Annotated in this window: 7 protein-coding genes and 2 pseudogenes; 5 read left to right on the forward strand and 4 right to left on the reverse strand. The window is 36.7% G+C overall.

Going from position 1 to position 4,316, the window contains the following annotated elements; all coding sequences use genetic code 11:
• From H6F92_RS26900 to H6F92_RS25165, 3 genes and pseudogenes are all read left to right on the forward strand, one after another.
• A pseudogene (locus H6F92_RS26900) lies at positions 1–170 on the forward strand (Uma2 family endonuclease); the annotation flags it as partial.
• A gap of 31 nt (positions 171–201) precedes the next feature.
• A complete protein-coding gene (locus H6F92_RS25160) occupies positions 202–408 on the forward strand; it encodes a hypothetical protein (RefSeq protein ID WP_190359940.1) in 207 nt (68 codons plus the stop codon).
• A 2-nt stretch (positions 409–410) separates the two neighbouring features.
• Entirely contained in the window at positions 411–698 is a 288-nt protein-coding gene (locus H6F92_RS25165) for a type II toxin-antitoxin system RelE/ParE family toxin (protein ID WP_190359942.1), read from the forward strand.
• A 206-nt stretch (positions 699–904) separates the two neighbouring features.
• Here the strand turns inward: H6F92_RS25165 and H6F92_RS25170 are convergent, their stop codons facing one another.
• The 3 genes from H6F92_RS25170 to H6F92_RS25180 all read right to left on the reverse strand — a co-directional run bounded on the left by H6F92_RS25170 (position 905) and on the right by H6F92_RS25180 (position 3,107).
• The gene (locus H6F92_RS25170; protein ID WP_190359944.1) at positions 905–1,390 is read right to left on the reverse strand and encodes a calcium-binding protein; all 486 of its coding nucleotides are present in this window, start codon (positions 1,388–1,390) and stop codon (positions 905–907) included.
• 197 nt (positions 1,391–1,587) lie between these two features.
• Positions 1,588–2,811 (reverse strand): NB-ARC domain-containing protein, encoded by a 1,224-nt coding sequence (locus H6F92_RS25175; protein WP_479684629.1) that lies wholly within the window; start codon positions 2,809–2,811, stop codon positions 1,588–1,590.
• A gap of 122 nt (positions 2,812–2,933) precedes the next feature.
• A complete protein-coding gene (locus H6F92_RS25180; RefSeq protein ID WP_190359948.1) occupies positions 2,934–3,107 on the reverse strand; it encodes a helix-turn-helix domain-containing protein in 174 nt (57 codons plus the stop codon).
• Between H6F92_RS25180 and H6F92_RS25500 the strand changes: the two genes are divergently transcribed.
• Entirely contained in the window at positions 3,106–3,438 is a 333-nt protein-coding gene (locus H6F92_RS25500; protein ID WP_199308327.1) for a hypothetical protein, read from the forward strand. The genes H6F92_RS25180 and H6F92_RS25500 overlap by 2 nt on opposite strands.
• A 164-nt stretch (positions 3,439–3,602) precedes the next feature.
• On the opposite strand, the gene H6F92_RS25190 is transcribed toward H6F92_RS25500, so the two are convergent.
• On the reverse strand, positions 3,603–3,905 hold the full coding sequence (locus H6F92_RS25190) for a hypothetical protein (protein ID WP_190359949.1): 303 nt from the start codon (positions 3,903–3,905) through the stop codon (positions 3,603–3,605).
• Between the two features lie 127 nt (positions 3,906–4,032).
• Here H6F92_RS25190 and H6F92_RS25195 point away from each other — a divergent pair.
• A pseudogene (locus H6F92_RS25195) lies at positions 4,033–4,316 on the forward strand (photosystem II q(b) protein); the annotation flags it as partial.

The raw sequence follows: 4,316 nt of genomic DNA on the forward strand, positions 1-4,316 counted from the left end.
AATATTTATTGATTTCTCAGGAAAAATGTTATATTGAACATTTTCAAAAGGAAGGCGATCTTTGGTTGTTTACAGCTTATGAATCTGATAGGATAATTCATTTAAACTCTTTGGGAATTCAGATAGTGATCGCAGATGTTTACCATAAAATCATCTTGGAAAATAATTAAAATATAAGGAAAATAGTTAAGAGGTAAAATGATGACTTTGCAAGAAATGATCAAATCTTTTGAGAATTTATCAGAGGATGAACAGGAGTCATTGTTAGAGATTTTGTGTCAATATAGAGCAAAAGCAAGAGAAAGAGAAATTTTAGCTAATTTTAAGGAATTGAAAGAGGCGATCGCTGCTGGAACAGTCAAAAGGGGAACCGTAGAAGATTTGATTGCTGATTTGAATGAGGATTAACAATGGATCTAATATGGAGTGATGGGTTTAAGCGTTCGTTTAAGAAGCTAATCAAGAAAAATCCCCAGTTAAAACCTAAAATTTTCGATGTACTTAGAAAACTGGCAGAAGACCCATTTACACTGTCTTTAAAAACCCATAAGTTAAGTAGTAATTTAGAAGGGTTATGGTCTTGTACTGTAGCTTACGATTGTCGAATTATTTTTAGTTTTTCGGAAGATGAAGAATATTTAGAAGTTATCATCTTGTTAATTGATATTGGTAGTCACGATCAAGTGTATAGAAAATAGGCTAGACTAGACAGCGATCGCTGATATTGATCATAAGGTCATTTTTGAACATAGCTAAAATTGGATGGATTTGGGAAAACTGATTCTAATTTTCTGGATTTTATTACACAATAAAAAAGTTATCGTCGTTTTAAAAAGAGCGATAACTTGCACTACTTTCTTTGTTGTAGCTATGTTATGTGAGCTTATAGGGTTTTAACAAAAGGCTACCAACCCTGAGTCACTTGATTAGAATTGAGAAATAATTGACCTCTGTCAACAGTAGTAAAATTGCGATCTTCAATAACCCCAATAAGGTTTCCATCAAGACTAATCAGGGTATCAGCAGCACTACCTCCACTTATATTTATAGTCTGTAACTGAATACGAGAGGAGTAATAATCAATTCCATTAGCAAGTACAACCCAATCATAACGAATATCAAATTGTCTGAGAGTAGCATAGCCTGAACTCATATAAAAGCTAGTATTACCTGTGCCTAGTACATAGTAATCTGTACCACCGCCACCAAGTAAAACATCTAGATCAATATGTGCCTTTGTTCCTGCACCTCCAGAAGCACCTTGTAACCAGTCATTACCATTACCTCCAGTGAGGGTGTCATTACCATTTAAGCCAAAAAGCCGATCATTAGAGTTACTTCCGATTCGATTAATGAGATTGTTTCCTGATGTACCATAAAAGTCTGCCATAGTCTAAACTCCTTAATCATCAAAATTTTGTGAATGTTTATACCCAAAATTATCTAAGTCACTTTTAGGATTAACAAGCGGAAAAAGTCGGCAGAATTGCCGACTGACAGCCGGGTAAAAAGTCAGATGAGTCAGATTTTTGGCAAAATGTATTTTAAAATACAGAAAAATTAACGATTCAATACTATAGCTTGCGTTTAAACTTCAGCACTAGCTAACTCATTAATAAATTGTTTAATAATCGGCAAGGTGTTAAAAGCACAAGAATGTTCATCTTCTAGTTTCTCTAATAAATTTCTTCTCAGCAAAGACTGAATAGCTTTAAACAAACTAGAGGGATGTTCCGATAAATTTTGCAATAAGTTTTCTAAGGTAATATCTTGTTCTTCTTGACTGATAACCCTCATTACTTTTTGTTCTAATTTTGATAAAGATTTCCACTGCTTTAATAAAATATCTCCTAACTCATCTGGAATAATTTTATAATTCAAAAAAGAAGATGCTTGGTTATTAAATAGAGTCTTAATTGATTGAGTCGCTATTTTTAAATAAAGAGGATTTCCTCCATATTGATCAATCAATAATGACCATTTTTCATCCTCTTTTAAATTGGCCATTCTGAAAATTTCCTTAGCTGACTCTTGTAACCCCTCCAACTTAAGGAAATAGCTTGATTCGTCTTGAGTCAACGATTTCCTAATTATATCAGAGACAAAGATAACACAACTTTGATGTTCCAAATTAGTAGAATAATAAAGAAATTGTTCGCAATCTTCATAACCGGAGCGGTAAATTCCCGAAATTTGACCTTCTTGAAAAAGGGTTTCACCTTGATCTAAAATGAGGAGACATTTATGTTTTTGTAGATAGCTCAGTAATTTATAGTTTAAATTTTCTGGCTCATCTTCAAAGACTTTGTTATCATTAAAAAGCTGAAATAGAGCTAATTTAAGCTCTCTCCAAGAATTATAAAATGATAAATTGCGCCAAATGACACAATCAAAGTTATCTTTAATTTTCTCGACTAATTGAACGGTTAAGGTCGTTTTCCCAATTCCTTTGACTCCAGTAATTTCTATCAAATTATATTGCTGATTTAAAATAGCTTCTGCTAAAAGATTCACCTCATTTTCTCGTCCAAAACAAAATTTTAAAGCTGGCATTTGTGACAAATCACAAGGATTTGAAGATGAAGCAGAGGGATTCTGATCTTGATAAATTGCTATATTTACATCATTATAGTTATTAACTAAAATAGAATTTTGTAAAGAATTACTATGATGAGAGTGATCCAAATATAATTGATGTGAACCTTCGTGAAACTCCCAACTTTTTAATCGAGATTTAGCATTAGATTTCGTAATCTTTTTGTTCAAGTTATCTGACATAATTTTCCACAACTTAGAACCTTCATCTTTAATAGACCTCTTGCAAAAGTCTTAAGTCGATCCTTGTACAGCAACATTTTTGAAGATTATCAACTACTAATAAATAATTAACTGAAAGTCCCTCCCATTATTGTTTCTATCGTTTGTTTTCGGATTTATGCAAGAGGTCTAAAGTAACCATCGCTGTAACCAATCTCTTCAGCAATGGTAAAATAGCTTTTATCCATCATTGTCCCCAAAATAATCTGTTTTTGAATTAAATTTAAGTATTTACCCGTAGCCGTATAAACGATTTTTTCAACAAAGGCAAGAATCGGCAGGAAATCCATGCTCAGTTACTGTTCATTATATTTTTGGTTCCACTATACAATAAGATTACATTTTTGTGGAGTATCAGCAGAGGGATATGTTGTGGTTGGTGGAGGCAATAGTGCTGGTGGTGCTGAGGCATTTCGTTGGACACAAGCAACCGGGATGGTGAGACTGGGGGATTTATCGGGGGGTGGTTGGGGAATATTCATCGCACTCACTGCCTGTGGTGGTAAACTGAGATGGTCATTAATTCCGGTGTCAGCGACAAAATCTCAGGAAATTTTGGGTCGCGAAATTGAACGAAAAACCACTGGAATGATGACTTTCCCCTCGATTACCTTTCCCTAAATTATTCAGCAACACGCTCCATCGTGCCCCAAAACTTGCCGCGACATCATGGCCAATACGCAGGGTAAACAATCTGACGTTGGGGTTTTTCCGTTTTCGCTGTGAGGCTGTCTCTGCGCCGGTTGGCTCTGTTCCATGTTCGCCGGTTTCTGCATCAATTACAATCATCTGGCCAATATTGCCACCAGACTCGACACTTTGACGAATGCCGCTTTCGTGAAATTGTTTGGCTCGATATGCGACTTCTTCCACACTCCAAAAAATAGATTGCATAACAGTTGTGCCTGCTTTGAGTTTTTTTCCGGATTGTAGAGTAGGTGGCGAACCGACTCCCGTAAAACCTTGCGGGTAAAAACTTTGTCTGAAAGTTGCTGGCTTGTGGCCTTTTCTGTCGTCTTCCGGTGAGGGGAAAAGAAAACGGTGATCGGAAGGGGGTCATCGCTGGATGCGGCTTGGTCACTGTGCATAATTTAAACTTATGACAGCAAACAGAAATTCTTTTCTGTTTGCTCTTTACAAACCGTTATAAACTCTCTAAGATAGAAACATCATCAATCAATCGTACCTCGATAACTTAATAGGAATCATCAACCAATGACCACCACTCTACAACAGCGCGAGAGCGCTTCCCTGTGGGAGCAGTTCTGCCAGTGGATCACCAGCACCAACAACCGTCTTTATGTCGGTTGGTTCGGTGTGATCATGATCCCCACCCTGCTCACCGCCACCACCTGCTTCATCATCGCCTTTATCGCCGCTCCTCCTGTAGATATCGACGGTATTCGCGAGCCTGTAGCTGGTTCCCTACTCTACGGAAACAACATCATCTCTGGTGCTGTTGTTCCTTCTTCTAACGCGATTGGACTCCACTTCTACCC

The organism is Microcystis wesenbergii FACHB-1317 (assembly GCF_014696875.1).
GTDB classification, from domain to species: domain Bacteria; phylum Cyanobacteriota; class Cyanobacteriia; order Cyanobacteriales; family Microcystaceae; genus Microcystis; species Microcystis wesenbergii_A.